Annotated in this window: 13 protein-coding genes; 2 read left to right on the top strand and 11 right to left on the bottom strand. The window is 68.8% G+C overall.

Translation table 11 applies throughout. From position 1 onward, the window contains the following. The 7 genes from WMF27_RS23815 to mazG form a co-directional block, all read right to left on the bottom strand. Window positions 1–1473: a hydrogenase gene (locus tag WMF27_RS23815; RefSeq protein ID WP_437766590.1), complete on the bottom strand. Its 1473-nt coding sequence runs from the start codon at window positions 1471–1473 to the stop codon at window positions 1–3. Beyond that, window positions 1470–2906, bottom strand: a complete 1437-nt coding sequence (locus tag WMF27_RS23820) for a proton-conducting transporter transmembrane domain-containing protein (RefSeq protein WP_437766589.1) — start codon at window positions 2904–2906, stop codon at window positions 1470–1472. The genes WMF27_RS23815 and WMF27_RS23820 overlap by 4 nt, the downstream gene beginning before the upstream one ends. Then, a complete protein-coding gene (locus WMF27_RS23825) occupies window positions 2903–3535 on the bottom strand; it encodes a hypothetical protein (protein WP_437766588.1) in 633 nt (210 codons plus the stop codon). The genes WMF27_RS23820 and WMF27_RS23825 overlap by 4 nt, the downstream gene beginning before the upstream one ends. Then, window positions 3532–4455, bottom strand: coding sequence for a respiratory chain complex I subunit 1 family protein (locus WMF27_RS23830; RefSeq protein ID WP_437766587.1), 924 nt, complete (start codon window positions 4453–4455; stop codon window positions 3532–3534). Before WMF27_RS23830 ends, WMF27_RS23825 begins: the two co-directional genes overlap by 4 nt. Continuing rightward, the gene (locus WMF27_RS23835) at window positions 4452–6428 is read right to left on the bottom strand and encodes a proton-conducting transporter transmembrane domain-containing protein (protein ID WP_437766586.1); all 1977 of its coding nucleotides are present in this window, start codon (window positions 6426–6428) and stop codon (window positions 4452–4454) included. The genes WMF27_RS23830 and WMF27_RS23835 overlap by 4 nt, the downstream gene beginning before the upstream one ends. 79 nt (window positions 6429–6507) lie before the next feature. Beyond that, window positions 6508–6924 (bottom strand): hypothetical protein, encoded by a 417-nt coding sequence (locus WMF27_RS23840; RefSeq protein ID WP_437942997.1) that lies wholly within the window; start codon window positions 6922–6924, stop codon window positions 6508–6510. 333 nt (window positions 6925–7257) lie between these two features. Then, window positions 7258–8112, bottom strand: a complete 855-nt coding sequence (mazG, locus tag WMF27_RS23845; protein WP_437766584.1) for a nucleoside triphosphate pyrophosphohydrolase — start codon at window positions 8110–8112, stop codon at window positions 7258–7260. A 167-nt stretch (window positions 8113–8279) separates the two neighbouring features. On the opposite strand from mazG, the gene WMF27_RS23850 reads away from it, so the two are divergent. Beyond that, window positions 8280–9566: a hypothetical protein gene (locus tag WMF27_RS23850; protein ID WP_437766583.1), complete on the top strand. Its 1287-nt coding sequence runs from the start codon at window positions 8280–8282 to the stop codon at window positions 9564–9566. 302 nt (window positions 9567–9868) lie between these two features. On the opposite strand, the gene WMF27_RS23855 is transcribed toward WMF27_RS23850, so the two are convergent. From WMF27_RS23855 to WMF27_RS23865, 3 genes are all read right to left on the bottom strand, one after another. After that, window positions 9869–10789, bottom strand: a complete 921-nt coding sequence (locus tag WMF27_RS23855; RefSeq protein WP_437766582.1) for a transposase — start codon at window positions 10787–10789, stop codon at window positions 9869–9871. Between the two features lie 480 nt (window positions 10790–11269). Next, a complete protein-coding gene (locus WMF27_RS23860) occupies window positions 11270–12448 on the bottom strand; it encodes a cytochrome P450 (RefSeq protein WP_437766581.1) in 1179 nt (392 codons plus the stop codon). A 702-nt stretch (window positions 12449–13150) separates the two neighbouring features. Then, window positions 13151–14449, bottom strand: coding sequence for a flavin-dependent oxidoreductase (locus tag WMF27_RS23865; RefSeq protein ID WP_437766580.1), 1299 nt, complete (start codon window positions 14447–14449; stop codon window positions 13151–13153). 101 nt (window positions 14450–14550) lie between these two features. Between WMF27_RS23865 and WMF27_RS23870 the strand changes: the two genes are divergently transcribed. Continuing rightward, window positions 14551–16173, top strand: coding sequence for a ferritin-like domain-containing protein (locus WMF27_RS23870; RefSeq protein WP_437942998.1), 1623 nt, complete (start codon window positions 14551–14553; stop codon window positions 16171–16173). Here the strand turns inward: WMF27_RS23870 and WMF27_RS23875 are convergent. Beyond that, window positions 16134–17594 (bottom strand): hypothetical protein, encoded by a 1461-nt coding sequence (locus tag WMF27_RS23875; RefSeq protein ID WP_437766578.1) that lies wholly within the window; start codon window positions 17592–17594, stop codon window positions 16134–16136. The genes WMF27_RS23870 and WMF27_RS23875 overlap by 40 nt on opposite strands. Window position 17595 lies beyond the last annotated feature (1 nt).

Here is a 17595-nt window from a genome sequence, read left to right on the forward strand (position 1 = left end):
TCATAGATCGTTCCCGCAGTAGGAGAGGTCGAAGCTCTTGTTGCAGATCGGGAAATCCGAGATCTCGTTGCCGCGCAGCGCGAGGGCGAGGCCCATCCAGTTGCGGAGCGATGGATCCTGGACTTTGTAATGGACCACCTCACCGTGCGCGCCGGTCTCGATGCAGTGGACGACTTCCCCCCGAAAGCCCTCGACGAGCGAAATGGCGAGCTGGTCCGGCTCGAGCTCGCCGATCGACAGCCGCGGGCGCTCCCAGCTCGCGTAGAGCGCGATGACGGTCGACATCCACGACAGGGACGCTTCGATCTCCGCGATGCGGACACGTGCACGCGCCCAGCAGTCGCCGTCCAGCAAGACGGCGGGCTGGATGGGCACCACGCTGTACGCCCCTTGCTCCGTGAGGTGGCGCGCGTCGATCTCGATCCCCGAGGCGCGCGCGGCCAGTCCGACGAGCCCGAGCTCCCGCGCTTGTGCGGTCGTCAACGTTCCCGTGGAACGCAGACGGTGCTGAACCGTTCGTGCCATGAGAAAGCAATCGTCGATGATCGGCAGATCTGCTTGAAGCAGGTCGAGGTTCGCCCGAATATCAGGCAGCGTCTCCGGCGGCAGCCGCATCCGGACTCCACCTGGACGGAGCGCTCCTTTGCCGAAGCGGCTGCCACATAGCCGCATCATCGTGTTGATCGCCGTGGTTCGGAGTCGGCCGTACGTCGTCGCTCCCTGCAGAAATCCGATGTCCGCCGCCATCCCGGCGAGCGTCGACAGGTGCATCGCGACCCGCTCGAGCTCGAGGGCGACCGCCCTGGCGAGCTCGATTTCGATGTCCAGCCGGCATCCCGCGAGGCTCTCGAGGGCGGAGCAGTGCGCCCATGCGTGAGCGACGCTGGTATCTCCCGCGATGGTCTCGATGAGCGGGGTCAGGCTCCGCGGGTCACGCTCGAGAAGGCGGCGTTCGACGCCACGGTGCTGATAACCGAGATGGATCTCCAAGTGATGCACCTGCTCCCCGAGGCACATGAAGCGAAAGGAGCCGGGCTCGATCACCCCGGCGTGGATGGGGCCGACGGCGACCTCGTGCACCTCCTTCCCTTCAATCTTGTAAAACGGGTGCGCGTTCATCGCCGATTGCTCCTGCCCCTCGTAGCGGATCGGCTTGAGCCACGGATGTCCGGCGATTCGCACGCCGGTCTGCTCGTGGAGCTCGCGCTCGAAGCAGTGGAGCGCGGCGTGCTCCGTCGTCATCTCGTGGTACCCGCGCTCCGCGGCCACCTCGGTCCTCGAGACGTGCAGGGACCGGTCTGACGCCTGAAGAACCGCCGTGACCGCGACACGGTCGCCGTCGCGCTTGCCATACAGCGTGACCACACGCATGTCCGCGCGGAGCTGCTTCAAGAGCTCGTCGCGCCACGGTCCCGGCTCGAGCCTCGGGATCGCGCCGACGGCGACCTGGTGGACGGTCATCGATTCCTTCACGGCCCCTCCAAGCACGCAGCCACCTGTGCGAGCAGCGAGTTGATGGGCGGCGGGATGTAGACGCCCAGCACGACCAGCGCGACGAGGAACCCGAGCTTGGGCAGCGCGACCGGCAGCGTCTGCCGAGGCCAGCTGCGCTGCCTCGTGGGTTCACCCCAGATCATCGGAAACACCGCTCGTCCCGTCGCCACGAACGTCATCGTGATCAGCACGCAGAAGGCGGCGAAGACGAGCAATTGCCCTGAGCCGACAAGGGCCGACAGGATCAGAAGCTCTCCGAGAAAGCTACCGAACGGGGGGAAGCCGAGCAGCGCGAAGGTGCCGACCATCAGGAACCCGCCGCTGTACGGGAGGTCCTCGATGAGGCCCGATATCGCGCGCGTGTCCTTGGTGTGATAGTGAGCCTTGATCGTGCCCGCCGTGAGGAAGAGGAGCGCCTTGATGAAGGCGTTGCTCAGGACGTAGAGCAGAAGTCCGTAGGACGCCGACTTGCCGACGCCGAGGCCGATCGCGATCACTCCGGCGTGGTTGATCGACGCATAAGCGATGAGCCGCTTCAGGTTGCGCGTCGCGATGATGCCGACCGTCGACACGACGACCGAGGCGATGCCCATCGTGAGGAGCTCGCCTTCCAAGAGCGCCGCGTGGGTCGGTCGGAGCACCTGAACGACGCGGAAGAGCGCGACGAGGACGCAGTTGAACTGGATGGCGCCGAGGAGCGCCGCGACGGCCGGCGGGGCTTCGTCGTAGGCCTCCGGAAGCCAGCTGTACATCGGCGCGAGGCCGAGCTTGGTGCCCAGCCCGAGGAGCGCCAGCGCGGCCCCGAGCTTCGTCCAGTTGTTCACCGGGATCGCAGAAGGCGCGAGGAGGCGATCGAGGAAGAACGTCGGAGCCTGGCCGCCGGACTCGAGCCCGCGCCCGAGGCAGATGAGGCCGATGAGGAGCACGCCGAGCCCGACGGACGAAAAGAGCAAATAGCGCCATGACGCTCGATGAGAAGCGGGGATGCCGGGTCGCACGATGAGGGGCGCGGCCGCGAGGGTGGTCGCCTCGAGGGCGATCCAGAGCAACACCAGGTGATTCGCGAGCAGCACGGTGTTCGCTGCAGCCAGGAACAACAGAGCCAGCCGCGCGAACCGCGCGACGTCCTGGCGGAGCGCCGGGGTCGTGTACAACCGATGCATCACGTAAAAGGAGATGCCGAGGAAGATCGAGTCCACGACGGCCATGAAGAGCCGTGAAGTCGCGTCCATGCGAAAGAACCCCCCGAGAGAGGCCGGGACGTCGGGGGGCGTCGCGGCTCCCATGATCGCGAGGGCGGTTGTGATCGCAGAAGCGCCGACCAGGACCAGCGCGGCTCGTTCGCGGGCGGCGCGCGCGATGAGCGCCACGGACGCCAGCGCAGGAAACAGGACGAGGGCGATCGAGCTCATAGCGTGGGCCCCTCCACGGGGCTCTCGGGCTGCGCGACGGTGCTCGCGTCGAGCATCTTGAGATACCAGCGATAGAGTGCGATCGTCACCGCGACGACGGCGACCTGACCGAGCTGAATGGCGAGCATGTCATGCTCATGCGCACCGCTGAGCTCGAACAGGGCGATCGCGTTCTCGATGCGGAGAGCACCCACCATCTGGCTGAACGGACCGGATTGCGTCGATAGCACCAGGAAGCCGAGCAGCACCCCAGCCGCAGCCACCGCGACGAGTGTTCGCCGTTCCCCGTGCTCGGGGACGAGCGATTCGGAGAAGTTGAAGGCGAGGAGGACGATGCCGAGGGCGATCGTCCAGGAGAGCAGGTTCGGCGAGATGACGTCGTTGCGCCTGGGCGCGTTCTGCGATCGAAGCACGCGGTAGAGCGCGATCGGCGCGGCGAGCCCGCGCAGGAGGACCAAATCGCCCAGGGTGACCCAGTCGCTCACGGCGTCGAGCTCTGGATTCAGGCGGTACGCCACCCACGCCATCAAGAACCCTTGACAGGACAGGCCGAGCAGGCTCGTCCGCCAGGTCGCGACGAACAGGGGGATGAGCAGCACGCCGAGCAGCGTATTCAAGAGAGGGCTCATTCGGCCCCCCCCACCCGCCACACGGTCGCGAGGAGCGCGACGACGCCGGCGGCGAGCGCGACGACGATGTACTGGGGAACAGCGCGTAGCTTCAGCCGGGCGACAAGGGATTCGATCGTGCCAATCACGACGCCGGCCGCAAGGGTCAGGGCGAGGTTCGCGGCGGCGCAGGCCGCGCCGCCGGAGCCCGCCCACGGGTTGAGGAGCGTCGCGACGATCGACGCGCCGACGAAGAGCTTGATCGCGGAGCCGAGGTGGATGCACGCGAGATCCGGGCCGCTGTGGTCGAGGATCATGACCTCATGCACCATCGTGAGCTCGAGATGGGTCGTCGGGTCGTCGACGGGCATGCGCGCCGTCTCGACCTGAAGCACGATGAACATCGCCACGACCGCGGCGCCCCAGACGAACGCGGACGCGCTGGCGTGGAGGTGCGGCGCCAGCGCCTCGTGCAAGGTTCGTCGGCCCCCAACGAAGCTGAGCGCGCCGGTGACGAGGAACAGCGCAGGCTCGAGGAGCGACGAGAACACGGCCTCCCGCGCTGCGCCCATCCCCTCGAACGAGCTCCCCGTGTCGAGCGCGGCGAGCATGACGGCGACGCGGCCGAGCCCCCACACGTACGCGAACCACACGAAATCGAGCTCGAACGACGCGACGGGCGTCGAACCGAGAAGGGGCGCGATGAGGGCGGAGCCCACCGCGGTTGCGAGGAACACGTACGGCGCGATCCGGAATAGCGGTGTCGTCGTCGTGCTGTAGACAGACGATTTCCGGAAGAGTCGCCTCACGTCATGGGCCAGCTGAAGGACCGGCGGTCCCTTGCGTCCGGACCACAGCGACTTCACGCGGTTGATCACGCCGGTGAGGACGAACGGCATGACGACGAGCGCGGCGACGTTCGCGAGGCGGGTGATCATCATCGGCCGACCCCTCCGATCACGATCGCTCCGATGATGACGAGCGCGACGAACCCTGCGGAGAACGCGAAGCGCGGCTGTTCCGGGATGCGCTCAAAAGCTTGAGCGATGAAGCTCTCTCCGTGCCCGAGCACCTCGAACATGCGTCGCTCGACGGCGTCGACGTGGTGTGTTGAGAGATGGCCGGGCTGCTGCGGGAATGGCCCCTCGGGCAGCCGCTCCCTCCGAAGCGACGGCAAGAATGATGCGAAGATGCGCGTGAATTGCTCGGAGAATGAGCTCCCCGTGTACTGCATGCGAGAGGAGGTGGCGGTGGTTCCGCACCCCCATGTGACGCTCCGCCGCGCCGCCAGACCTCGACGCCAGCCGATCACGCCGGCGACGATCAAGGCGCCGGCGAGCGCGCGGCTCGCCCATGCGAGCGGGGTGAGCAGGGCTGGCAGCGTGCTCGCGCTGGACTCGATGGGAAAGAGCCTCAGCGCGGCGCCTATCGCCGCGATGCCCAGGTCTGGAGCTACGCCGATGGCGACCACGAACGCGGCGTGAACCACCATGGGCCAGAGCATCGAACCCGGCGCGTCCTCGCCGACGTGGAGCCCTGGCTCCCGAGGCGCACCGAGGAACGTGAGACCGAAGGCCCGCGTCATCGACAGCGCGCTCACCGCGCCGACGAAGGCCAGCGCCGCCGCCGCTGCGATGGTCACCACGCTGCCTTGACTGGAAGGCGCGCGCCCCGCGAGGAGCCCTGCGTAGATCAGGAACTCGCTGACGAAGCCGTTGAGCGGTGGGAGCGCGGAGATGGCCAGGCATCCGATGAGGAAGAGGATGGCCGTCCGCGGGAGGCGCTTCGCGAGCCCGCCGAGCCGCTCGAGATCGACGGTGTGCGCAGCGCGGTAGATCGCTCCAGCCGCGTAGAACAGGAGGCACTTGAACAGCGCGTGATTCAGGATGTGCAGGAGGCCGCCGCCGAAGCCGCACAGGGTCAGCGCGGGGACTCCCCAGGTCCATCCCAGGTATCCCACCCCGATGCCCATCGCTGCGATGCCGACGTTCTCGGTCGACGAGTACCCGAGCAGGCGCTTCAGATCGCGTTCGGCTGACGTGGAGAGGACGCCGAAGAACGCGGAGAGCGCGCCGAAGCCGAGCACGCTCCATCCCATCCACTCGTCGGGTCGTCCCATGAGCAGCGTGAAGCGGAGGAAGGCGAAGAGGCCGGCCTTGTGAATCACGCCTGACATGAGCGCTGAGATGTGCGCCGGCGCCGCGGAGTGGGCTCGGGGAAGCCACGTGTGAAACGGAAAGAACGCGGATTTCAGCGCGAACGACACCCCGAGGAGCAGGAAGAGCGTCCCCCGCGTCGGGTCCTGGCTCGACAGGAATTCGCCGAACACGGCGAAGTCCATGGAGTCGGTCTTGCTGTGGAGCAGCATGAACGCCGCGACGAGGACGAAGAGCCCGACATGGGTTGAAATGAGATAGTTGAAGCCGGCAAAGCGGATCTTCTGGTTGCGGTAATCCCAGATGACGAGCAGCCACGCTGCGAGGGCGGCGATCTCCCATCCCAGCAAGAACACGAGGGCGTTCTGCACCGAGTAGATCAGCACGAAGGACAGGGCGACCATGTTCAAGAGAGCGAAGTGTGGGCCGCCGTTCCTCCCTCGATCGAAGTAGGGGCGAAGGTATCCGACGGCGTAGATCGTGCCGAGCAGCGTCATCGGAAGGGACCACGCGAGGAAGAACGCTCCGAGCGCGTCGACGCGAAACGCCATGCTGTCGATGGGCGTCGGCCAGCGCCACACGATCTCGAGAGCCTCGCCGCCTCGAAGGATGGGGACGGCCCTCGCGAGCACGAGGGCGGCGGCCATCGCTTGCGAGGCGATCGCGGCCGCGCCTCGCGCGCCGTTCGAGCGCAGGCCCAGCGAGAGCGCCGCCCCGACGAGCAGCACGGGCACGCTGAGGAGCAGAGATCCCGTCACCTTGCTGTCCTCGCGCGACGTCCGCTGGCGCGTCGGGCTGCGCCATCAGGCGGTGAATTCCGGCGAATTGTTGAAGCAGTCATATGGACTCCGAATGAGCGCGCGCACGAAGAGCGTCGAGGATGGTCCAGCCAAACGCCGGCTTCGGCAGCACCATGGGCGGCAAGGAGTGGCCGTCTGGTCCCAGCGCGGAGCGAAAGGATTGTGGTGTGCTTGTCACGAGGAGAATGAGGAGCTTCGGTCGCGCGCTCCGCAGCGACGTGATGAACGTCACGATGTCGCCGGGATCGAAGTCGTCGGGAAACAGAACCAGGGCGGTCGCCGCGGGCGCCATCCTGTTCGCGTCGTTCAATGTCCTTTTGCCGTTCGACGCGACCCCGGCCTGGCTGAAGTAGGCATGAAGCGCGTCGATCGTCTCGGGATTGTCCGCGACGACGGCAACGTGGAGCGACCTGGCGGAGGAGCGGTTTGCCATGGCTGCCCGGGCGTATAGCAAGCCGTGGGCCGCCTCGTGAAAGGCGCAAGAACCTTGAGGACGCGCCTATCGGGATGGAGGAGCCGACGACCCTTTCGGAGAGCGGCGGCACAAAACGACAGATTGACGCGACAAATTCGAAATGTCTACGTGAATTTCGTCATGATCATGCCGTATTTTGATGCGATGGCGCCTACTTGACCGCTCCGAAGGCCAGCAGCGTCGCGTCGGTCTCGACGCCGTCGGAGCGCCGCTCGCCCGGGGTTGGCCGCCTGGAGAGGTCGCATGCGTGACGCCGGATGCTGCCAGCATCTCCCAGGCGCGCATCTCGCCAAGACCGTCCGCGCGCCGCGGTCAGGTCTGCCGCTCCGCGCGCTTGGCCTCGTCCCAGTAGCCGTCGAGCTCCTCCAGCGTGAGCGTGTCGTGGGACGCCTTGACAGGCCAGCCGCCGTGCCGCTCAATGACCCGCCGTTCGACGTGATCGAAGCGCCGGGTGAACTTGTCGATCGTCCGACGCAGGGCCCCCTCTGCGTCGACGCCGGCGTGGCGCGCCAGGTTCCCGAGCGCGAAGAGGACGTCCCCGAGCTCCTCCTCGATCGCGGCGGAATCGCCGCCGTCGAGGGCCCGATCGAGCTCCCCGAGCTCCTCGTCCACCTTCGCGCGCGAGCCCCGCGCGTCCGGCCAATCGAACCCCACGCGCGCGACCTTCTCGCCTACCCGCTGCGCCCGGGTCAGCGCCGGCAGGCTGCGGGGAACGCCGCCGAGCACGCCGCGGTCCTTCCCCTGCCTCGCCCGCTCGTCCGCCTTGATGCGCTCCCAGTTCTGAAGCACCTCGTCGGCGTTCTCGGCGCTCTCGTTCGCGAACACGTGGGGGTGGCGCCGCACGAGCTTCTCGCAGATCGCGGCGATCACGTCGTCCGGCCCGAACGCCCCCTCGGCCCGGGCGAGCTCGGCCTGGAAGACGACCTGGAGCAAGAGATCGCCGAGCTCGGCGCACAGCTCCTTGCGGTCGCCGCCGTCGATGGCGTCGATGACCTCGCACGCCTCCTCGAGCACGTAGCGCCTGAGCGTCGCGAAGCTCTGCTCGCGATCCCAAGGACATCCGTCGGGTGCGAGGAGCCGCTGCATCAGCTCGACCATGCGCGGAAACGTACGACCGGCCTGCTCGGGGAGCGGCGGTGCCTTCACGGGCTCGAAGGAACGAGGCATGCGGTGCTACTAGCGCAAACCGCCCCCGCTCCGGAAGGCAGAGGAAGCAGCGGAAGAGGACGAGGAGACGATGCGGGACGCGCTATCGCAGAGCGTCATCCTGGCTTCCGAGGCCGTAGCATGAGAAAAGTACGGAGGGCATCGAGGCTCCGACGACGAGGACGACCATGAAGAGCGCAGGCTGTGTGGTGCTGTTCGCGGTCGCCGGCTGCTCGCAGGGGGGGTGTCGGAGCATCGGGAGCGCGCCGGGCGCGGCGCCGAACCCGGGAGCAGCGGCGGAGGCGCCCGTGACGGCGGTCCTGGTCAACAGCGGCGAGCAGGAGGTGCTGGACGAGGAGATCACCCCGCTGCGCAAGGGCGGGCGCCACCTCATCGCGGAGCCGCCGGACGACGCGGAGGAGGTGACGTACGCCGCATGGATCGCGGCGGCAGGGCTCGCCGCGCAGAACCGGCAGCCGCCGCCGGCCGCGCCACCGGGGTTCGCGCTGCGGGCGGTCCGCGGGCGCGACCTGTGGGTGTTGTCCGAGGACGGCACGCGTCGCCGCGGGGCAGCCGCGGTCGTGCTGCGCGTAGGAGCGGCCGTGCCGCTGATCGTCGAGGCGCCGCACACGTTCTTCGATCAGGGAACGCTGCCCGTCGCGCTGGCCATCTTCGAGGCGCAGCGGGCGCGCGCGCTGATCGTGAATACGTCGCACCGGTACGGCGGGGGTCCCAACCCACGCAACGCCAGCGTGGACGATGACGGCGCAGAAGGCGGGCGCCCCAACCTGGGTGCGGGGGGCGGGCGACCCAACCTGGGCGAGCGACCCAACCTGGGTGCGAGGCGCCCCAACCCGGGTGCCGCTGTCGGGGGCGGGCGCAACCCGGGTCACACCGCGGATGGTGACGAGAGCACGGAAGGCGCTGGTGGTGAGGACGGCAGTGATGAAGCCGTCGACGGCAACACCACGCAGGACGGCGCCCAGGGCATCGGCGGCAGCGCTCGTGGAGGTGACCGTGCTTCCCGAGAGCGGCTGATTGCGTCGCTCGCCTTCGCGGACGCAGCCCACGCCGAGCGTTCGTTCTTCCTGTCCGTGCACCGGGCGCTGCTCCAGAGCTTCCCCGGCACGCCCACCGTGCAGCTGCACGGCTTTCAAGACCGTTCGGCTCCGAATGCCGCCATTATCGCCAGCGCGGTGGGGCACGGCGCCGCGCTGGACCGGCTGCTCGCCCCTCTACGGGCGATCGTCAACGATGGAAAGGTCCTCGCCTACCCCACCGAAATCAATAGGTTGGGGGGTGCCACGAACGTGCAAGCACGCTGGTCGCGTCAGATGAGCGCACCGTTCTACCATGTTGAAATGTCCCGAACGCTGCGCGACAAGCTGATCGTGGACACGGATTTCCGACGCCGCTTCGCGGCGGCCTTCTCGGGGCTCACAGTCGGAACAAGTCGGATGCGCGACCCGGGTTGACCGCAACGGTATTGTCCGCGACGACCCGGCTCGACGGATGCCAGGCATGCGTTCTGCACGGCGAACCGCACCAGATCCAACGATCTGATGAACTATCGGCGTCCGCTGAGGAACGCAGTCAGCGTCACCCGGGGCCGACCCATCCGCGATCGACACCGCACTCGCAGGCGTGCGCGCAGCGCCCTATGAACACTTCGCCTGCCCGCGTCAGCTCCTCCAAACGGATGTTCCGATGAGACGGCAACGATCCGTCGGAGCCGCCCGCTCCTATTCCGCGCCGCTGTGAAGCTCGCCACCGATATCTACACGGTGAGCCCGAAGTCCCTCGCGCTGGCGCCGTGGAACGTGCACATCCACCAGGTCCCCGCCGGAAATACCACACTGCGTGCCCCGGCGCGCCACCGTTCGAGCGCCGCGCGGTACGACGCGCGAAACGCCCGCACAGCGGCGCCAGCGATTCGTCGTACGTCCCCCTGATCGCGGCCGACTGCAAAGGTCGGATTGCGTTCACCCAGCGCCTCAGAGCTCGTTACGCGCTCGTACGGGGAGATCTTGGTGACTCGCTCAGCACCAAGAAAACGACGCCCCTGCTGCTGCAGGGCAGAATGGGCCTGCGCCTCCCGTACGTTGAGCTCGGCGGCAACCTCGTGGCGAAAGTCATCGACGCCGTCCTGCGCTACCGCCGGCGGCAACGCGAGAGGTAATGACACTTCCTCGGGCCACTGTGGATTTTCCGGGTCAAGATACGCCACGGGACGCGCCGCTCGCAGCACGCCGCAGCCGAGCTCGCTCACATCGACTTTTGCCCCCGGCCACTCACACGCATGCCGGACGAGGCCAGCGGCTACAGGGTTTGCGAGTACGTAGGCTACTTTTTCCACCACGGCAGCCCGCGTCAGGAGTCGCACGACGCTCGTGGCTTCGTGGTCCCATACCGGTCCTTCCCACGCGCGAAGCACCTTGGTCCCGAGCGCCACAATACGATGAAAGAACTGCAAGAAACGCGGCAGGACTCCATTCACGTCCGTCACGACTAGGTGCAGATGCGTTGACATCGCGCAGAACGCGTGAACCTCGATCCCGAAGCGCCGGGCCGAGACCACGAGGGCGTAGACCAAGAGCTGGGAGATGGCTGCGTCGGGGCGAAAGAGCAGGTGCCGACGCAAGACGCGCCGGGTGATCATATAGGTAGCGCCGGGCGCGATCTCGCGGGGGTGGCTCATGGCCCGTCCACATCAACAAACGCTGTGCCAGAGATCGCGGTCAATCATTTCAAGAAATTGCCGCGCCCCGCAGGTGGCGGCTCCTACGCCAGGGGTGGCGGCCGCCATGCCACTCGGATCGCCCTACCCGGGTAGAGTCCACAACGGGTCGGGTCGCCGCGCCGGGTGGTCGGGTCGCAACCTGGGTCGGCCGGCGGGGCGGGGCGGGGCGGCGGGGCGGCGGGGCGGGACCCAACCTGGGTCGGCCAGCAGCAGCAGCAGCAGCAGCAGCAGCAGCAGCGGCCAGCGGCAGCGGCAGCGGCAGCGGCAGCGGCAGCGGGGCGGCGGGGGGCGGCGGGGTCCCGGGTCGGCATCGCGGAACCCAACCTGGGTCGGCCAGGGGGGAGGGTGGTAGGGTTGGGTCGGCCAGGGTTAGGGTTAGGGTTAGGGTCGGCGTCAACCTGGGTCGGGCCGGCCCCAACCAGGGTCGGGTCGCGAAAATTACACGAGCAGCGCCGGAATCTGGTCAGGTCCGAACGCGGCCGCGCCGCGCGGCGCCGTTGAGAACGTCGGTTGCACGGTCGGATCGGCCCGCAGCGCCGGAAAGCGCTCGAGCAGGAGCGACACGCCGACCCTCGCCTCCATCCGCGCAAGCGGCGCCCCGACACAGTAGTGCAGACCGCCGCCGAAGTTCAGCATCCCCACGGGTCGTCGATGGATGTCGAAGGTCTCCGGTCGCGGGTAGATCTCCTCGTCGTAATGGCGAGCGATCAGCGACAGGTAGAGGATCGTCCCCGCAGCCAGCGTCTCGCCGCCGATCGTCGCCTCACGCTCGACGAACCGCACGATGCCCGCCGCGCTGCTGCACCAGCGGGTCGACTCCTCGATGGCCTGCGGCAGGAGCGAAGGTTGCTGACGCAGCTGGTTCATCGCGTCCGGGTGGGCGAGCAGCGCCACGAGCAGGTTGGCCAGCATCCAGCTGGTCGTCTCGTAGCTGCCGAGGATCAACGTGAGCACGACCCCTTCGCACGCCTCCACACCGCCCAGCCCCTCCGCGACGATCGCCCGCGCGATCTCGCCGAGCAGCGTATCGCTCGGGTGCGCCACCTCGCGCTCGGCGATCTCCCGGAGCTGCGCTTCCATCGCGGCGTGGGCGCTCCGCCCTTCGGCCACGACGACGGGATCCTGCGGCATCACGACGCTGCGGATCATCTTGCGAATCAGCGCGTCATTCTCGGCGATCCGCTCCTCCGGGAGCCCGAAGAGGGCGCTCGTCACGCCCATGGGCATCGAGATCGCAAAATCATCGAAAAGCTCCGCCCGCTCTTTCCGCACGAGCCGTTCCACGACCCTGCGCGCCACCGGGGTCACGGTCGCCTCCTCGTAGCGGGAGATCACGCGTGGGGAGAGGACCGCGTTGAAGAGCCGCCGCATGCGCGTGTGCGCCTCACCGCCAAGCGTCACGAGCGCCCCTTTCATGATCCCGGTGTCGTAGGTCCGCGTGCTGAAGGTCTCGCTGTCGCGCAGCACCGCGGTCACATCGGCTCCGCGGAGTACGACCGGCACGCCGAGTCCCTCGTCGAAATAGACGGAGTGCTCCCTCGCCGCAGCGGCGAGATGGATCCCGAACGCCGAAGGGTCTTTCGAGGTGAAAGAATATAGATTCTTACGAGGTAGCATACATAAATCTTAGTATTCCATATCGAAACGCGAATCAAGCCGCTTTGCCATGACTTCGACTGGGACGTGGGTGTGGACGAGCGGTTATTGCGGACGCTTCTCCTACGTTGTCTTCGCGTGCGGGCCCTGTAGGTGCCCCCCGCCTGGCCTTGGGTCACGCCCGCACCGTGGTTGTGTCGCGGCCGCGGCCGAGCCGAGATCCGTCCATGGTGGTTCGTCCAATCCCTGGCGACGAAAAGCGGCTCAACTCGGGAGTTCTGCTCGACCCGGGTTGAAGGCGGCGACCGGCGGCGACCGGGGTTGAGGTCAGAGCGTCGTCGTCGTCGGGCCGGTCACCGACAGGGTGGATAGATTCCACCGCCTGCCTTGAGAAAGCGCCCGAAGCGGCCAGCTGGCGAAAACGCATCCGCCATGGACGGTCACCAGGCCCCATGAGCCGAGCCAGACACTCATCGTGCCCCCGCACCGGCGCCTATGGCAGGAGCACAAAAAAACAGAGCGCCCATTCGACGGTGGGGGGAAACCGTCACGGGCGCTCTGCTTGCCTCTCTTGCAGGAGGTGAGCCAAGGACGTCCCTGCCTGATTTCATGTGCTTTTCCTACAGCGACAAACGTGCACCTTGCGGCGATGGAATCGTAGCTTGCAGCGCTGCGAGCGGAGCGTGGCGGGCTTCGGCCACCGGCTCGCCGGAACCGCGCCGATCAGCTGGAGCCGTTCCGCTCTCCGGGCGCCTCCCCTCCCCCGCCGACGCCCCACGACGGCCGGGCGTTGAGCTCCTCAACGTCGGTTCCCATCATCTCCGTGTAGCTGCGACCCATCTCCTCGAGCTCGTCGCTGCTCAGCACGTCCTCGATCCGGGCGAATCCCGCCGGCGCTCGCTGCTCCACCATCGAGAGGACCCGGTCGGCGCCCATCGCTCGGTTCGCGAGGACGAGGGAGCTCGTCGGCGGACGGCGCGCAGCTTCATAGGCGGCGAGCGCCTCTTCGGGGGCGCTCGTCTGGGCGAGGTGCCAGGCCAGCACGCGAGCATCGAGGATCGCCTGGGAGGCCCCGTTGGAGCCGACAGGGTACATGGGATGAGCAGCGTCGCCGAGCAGGGTGACCCGGCCAGCGCCCCACCACGGCAGCGGATCGCGATCGATCATGGGATACTCGAAGAGGACAGGCGCCGCGGCGATGAGCGCCGGAATGTCGAGCCAGGAGAAGCGCCACGCCGCGAAGTGGGGCAGCACGTCCTCCAGGCGTCCTTGCCGGTTCCAGCTCTCCGGCGCGACCGCCGCCCCCTCGTGCAGCCGCACCTCCGCCACCCAGTTGATCGCGGCCCGGCCGCGGAGCTCCGCGCGGCGGGAGACGGGATAAGCGACGAACTTGGCGGCCAGGTTGCTGCCGGCCATGATCATGCTGCGTCCCCCCAGGAACGGCTCGCCCTCGGTCACGCCGCGCCACATGTGAATGCCGCTCCACCTGGGCGGCCCCTCCGCCGGGTGGAGCTGCGCGCGAACCACGGAGTGGATGCCGTCGGCCCCGACAAGCACGTCCGCAGGGACCACGTCGCGCTCACCGGTCCGCCGATCCCGCACCGTGACCTGCACCTCGGACGTCGTCTGCTCGAACCCCTCCACCGCCAGCCCGACGCGCACGCTGGAGGCCCCCAGGCGCCGCTTCACCGCCGCGAGCAACGTCAACTGGAGCTCACCACGGTGGATCGACACCTGCGGCCAGCGATACCCGGCGGAGATCCCCCGCGGATGGCCCCAGATCCGACCCCCGAACCGATCGTGGTGCACGAGCTCGGCGGTCGGGATCCCTGTCGCCACCAGCGCATCGGCGAGGCCAAGCTCCGTCAGCTCTCGCACGGCGTGAGGGAGGAGGTTGATGCCGACGCCGAGCGGCCTGATCTCTCGCGCGGCCTCAACGACACACGCATCGATGCCGGCCGCGTGCAGGCTCAGGGCCGCCGTCAGCCCGCCGATCCCCCCGCCCGCGATCAACACCCGCATCACGCGACGCTCGCACGACGCGCTGGACGCGGCAACGACGCTCGTGGCGCCCGCGACCGCGGCGCCGAACCCGGGTAAGATCCTGGAACGAGGGACATACCATGCGATTGCTCGTCTCGATGGACTCTTGGGGTGCGAGGCTGCTCTCGGTGCTGGCGATCGCGCCTGCGCTGAGCTGCGGTGGAAACGTCATGGCCGATGAAGGCTCGGGCGGCGGCACAGGCGAAGGCACCTCCAGCAGCACAGGCGAAGGCGCCTCCGGCGGCACAGGCGAAGGCACCTCCAGCAGCACAGGCGAAGGCACCTCCAGCAGCACAGGCGAAGGCACCTCCAGCAGCACAGGCGGCCTGCCACCGGAAGGGTTTCCGTTCGCTTGCGACGATCCGGAGCCCATCGTCGTCGCGGACCAGAACACCGGGTACGTGCGCTGCGCCGACGGCTGGATCCACCGCGCGGAGGTCGTCACCTGTCCCAGCCCACTCCCGCGCGCCAAGGCCTGCGCGGACCCGAGCGGCGCGACGGGGAACTGCACCTCCGACGCCGACTGCACCGAGCAGCCACACGGCTACTGCGACGTCATGACCGGAGGCGAGGTGGCTCCAGGGTGCTTCTGTCAGTACGGGTGCACGACCGACGCCGACTGCGGCGAGGCGCAGATCTGCCTGTGCGGCGATCCGGTCGGGCGGTGCGTGCCCTCGCAGTGCACCAGCGACCAGGACTGTGGAAGGCTGCTCTGCTCGAGCTACGTCCTGCACCCTGGATGCGGCGGGACCGCCTTCGCATGCCAGACGCCCGCCGACGAGTGCGCCAGCGATCAGGACTGCTCAGGGGACGAGCAATGCTCGCTCGAGGCCCTGCGGCGCGCCTGCACAGAGCAGATCTGCGCGATCGGCCGGCCGTTCCTCGTGGAAGGCGTCGTGCGCACCGCGCAGCCCGCCGCGCGCGACGACTGGCGGACCGCCGCTCCGGACGCGCCGCCTCGCCTGGACGAGCTGTCCATCGAGCAACGGGCGGCCCTCGCCGAGCACTGGACCCGCGCCGCCCTCCTCGAGCACGCGTCGATCGCCGCGTTCGCGCGCTTCGCGCTGCAGCTCCTGTCGCTCGGCGCGCCGCCGGAGCTCGTCGGTGCCGCGCAGGCGGCCATGGGCGACGAGGCCGACCACGCGCGCACGTGCTTCGAGCTGGCCAGCGCGTTCGCCGGCCGCGGCGTCGGCCCAGGGCCGCTCGCCATCGACGGCGCCCTCGGCGGCGAAGGCGCCCGCGAGATCCTCGTGACGACCCTCCGCGAGGGGTGCATCGGCGAGACCATCGCCGCGATCGAGGCGGCAGAGGCCGCCCTCCACGCGACCGATCCCGCGGTACGGCGCGCGCTCGAGAAGATCGCCGAGGACGAGACGCGGCACGCCGAGCTCGCCTTCCGGTTCGCGGCCTGGGCCCTCGACCGCGAACCGTCCCTCGCGAGCGCCGTCATCGACGAGCTCGCCGCGGCCTCCTCGGAGCTCCCGGCCCCGAGCGAGGCCAGCCATGGCGGCCCGCTGCTCGGCTTCGGCGTGCTCTCCCCGCAGCACCGGCGCGCGATCCGGGAGCGCGCGCTCGCTCAGGTCATCGCGCCCTGCGCACGGGCGCTGCTCTCGCGCGGCGGCGGCAGCATCGAGCGCAGCCGCCCGCGCCCGGCGGACGGCCGTCAGCGCGAGGAGACCGACAGCTTGGCGACGAACAGCTGACCACCCTCGGCCTCGACAGGGCAGTTCAGGAGCGCGAAGTCGGCGCCGGACGTGCCTGCGAGGAACACGTCCGTTCCGGAGACGGCGAGCGCGAGGATCCGCTGGAGCGCAGGGCCGCCGAGCGCGCCCAGCCACTCGACCTCGCCGTCCGTGGCCCGGAGCCGCGCGAGGAAGGCGTCCCCCTCGCCGGCCTCCCCGCCGATCTCGACGTCATCGATCTTCATCTGCTGATCGAAGTGCCCGGCCACGACGATGTTTCCGAGCTCGTCAACGCCGACGACCTCCGCCGATTGAGCCCCGCTGCCCCCGAACTGCTTGGCCCACGTGGCGGCGCCGCTCCTGTCGAGGCGCGCGACGAAGCCGTCCTCTCCGGCGGAGACGATCTCCCCGGCGAGATCGATCTGCCCCTCGACCGAGCCGGTCAGGACAACGCCCGCCTCGTGCATCGCCACGGCGCTCATGCGCTGATCGCCGGGGAGAGCGGAGTGGTGTCGATACCAGACGTCCGCCCCGTCGGCGCTCCATCCATCGCAGATCCACGACGCCGGAAACGACGCCAGGAGAGCGTCGATCCCGTCCGAGGCCGCGCCGCCGGGCGGCAGCGCGCTCTCGAAGCCGGGGAAGCCCACGTTCACTCGGCCCTCGAAATCGGCGATCACGAAGGCGTCGCCGGAGGCCACACGGAGATCGCGAGGCCAGAAACGCGCGCCCTCACGGCCCGCAAAGACGCCGCTGCACGGGTCCAGGAGGGTCTGTCCATCGTAGCTGGAGAACCCGATGTCCAGCCCGCCCTGGAGCGACGTCAGGACGAAGACGCGGTCGCCCTCCGCCGCGACCGCCTTCGCCTCGTCAAGGCCGCTCGACCCGTGCGTCACGCACGCCGCGACCCCGTCGGGATCGCTCTTGTCGAGCCGCGCCACGAACGCGTCGCCGGCGCCCTCGGGCGGCCCGCAGTCCGCGCCGAACGACAGGCTGCCCGTGAAGTCGCCCGCCACGTAGACGCTGCCGCCGTCCAGCGCGATCGCGGTCGCCTGATGGACGTGCGTCGCGGTGTCGTTCTCCGCGTTCCCGAAGCGCTCGCTCCACACGTGGTTCCCGTCCCGCGCGAGGTGCGCCACGAAGACGTCCTTGCCGGCGCCTCCCGCCGTGAGCGGGGCGCCGCCGGCAACGGTGAGGTCCCCCTTGAAGCCGCCCGCCAGCCACAGGGTCCCGTCCTCGTCGGCCGCGATCCCGCCGAGCGTGGTCTCGGCGTCGCCGAAAGACATCACCCACTGGCACGTATAGCCGGGCTCGCTGAACGAGCCGCCCCCGACGCCCTGCTCGTCGATGAGCTGAATGCCGACGATCTCCGCGCAGCCCGCGCTGCTCGCCGCGAGGAGAGAGCTCGCCAGCCACAGCCGAGCGCGCCTTTCGAGCCTCATC

The organism is Sorangium sp. So ce281 (genome assembly GCF_051527395.1).
GTDB classification, from domain to species: Bacteria; Myxococcota_A; Polyangia; order Polyangiales; family Polyangiaceae; genus Sorangium; species Sorangium cellulosum_B.